Raw genomic sequence first — 980 nt, forward strand, 5'->3', positions numbered from 1 at the left:
GCGCGTGGGAGCCGGGGCCAATATCGGCGCCGGAACCATCACCTGCAACTATGACGGCTTTTCGAAATTCTTCACCGACATCGGCGAGGGCGCCTTCATTGGCTCGAATTCCTCGCTGGTGGCGCCGGTCACGATCGGCAAGGGCGGCTACATCGCCTCGGGCAGCGTGATCACCGAAAGCGTGCCCGACGACGCGCTGGCCTTCGGCCGCGCCCGTCAGAAGACGATCCCCGGCAAGGGCAAGGAGTTGCGGGAACGCTTCGCCTCCGCGGCAGCGGCAAGGAAGAAGGCCGCGGAATGATCGCCACGGGGCCTTTGCCGCGCCGACGCGACTGCCGCCAACGATGAACAATCGGGAAGCGGCGCCGCAAAAAGCCGAGCAATTGCAGTAACCGGATTGCAAGAGCGGTCCGTCATGGTGCATGCAGCAAAAACCGTTCCGGTGACACGGAACGAAACGCAAAGTGACTTTCGCGGCAGGCCGGCAATCCCTAGATAACGCCGGGTTTCCGCAGGGAATCGGGGGCAGCGCATGTGCGGTATCGTTGGAATTGTCGGCCATTCGCAGGTCGCGCCGCTCATCGTCGACGCGTTGAAGCGGCTCGAATATCGCGGCTATGACTCGGCCGGCGTCGCAACCATCGAGAATGGCGAGCTCGGCCGCCGCCGCGCCGAAGGCAAGCTGATCAACCTCGAACGCCGGTTGAAGGAAGAACCGCTCGACGGCACGATCGGCATCGGCCACACGCGCTGGGCAACGCATGGCGTGCCGAACGAGACCAACGCGCATCCGCATTTTTCCGACGGCGTCGCCATCGTCCACAACGGCATCATCGAGAATTTCGCCGAGCTGCGCGATGAACTGGTTCGCGACGGCTACACATTCACCTCGCAGACCGACACCGAGGTCGTCGCGCATCTGGTGGCGCGGGAACTCGCCAAGGGGTTGAAGCCGGTCGAGGCAGCGCATCAGGCGCTGA

1 protein-coding gene and 1 pseudogene are annotated in these 980 nt (G+C 64.0%); both read left to right on the forward strand.

Annotation, left to right across the window (positions count from 1 at the left end; translation table 11 throughout):
- Positions 1 to 301: DapH/DapD/GlmU-related protein (locus EOA29_RS37900; RefSeq protein WP_281061141.1), on the forward strand; the 301-nt coding region annotated here is incomplete at its 5' end.
- A gap of 231 nt (positions 302 to 532) precedes the next feature.
- Positions 533 to 980, forward strand: a pseudogene (locus tag EOA29_RS37905) (glutamine--fructose-6-phosphate aminotransferase); the annotation flags it as partial.

Origin of the sequence: Mesorhizobium sp. M1E.F.Ca.ET.063.01.1.1 (assembly GCF_003998155.1) — a bacterium.
Classification (GTDB): domain Bacteria; phylum Pseudomonadota; class Alphaproteobacteria; order Rhizobiales; family Rhizobiaceae; genus Mesorhizobium.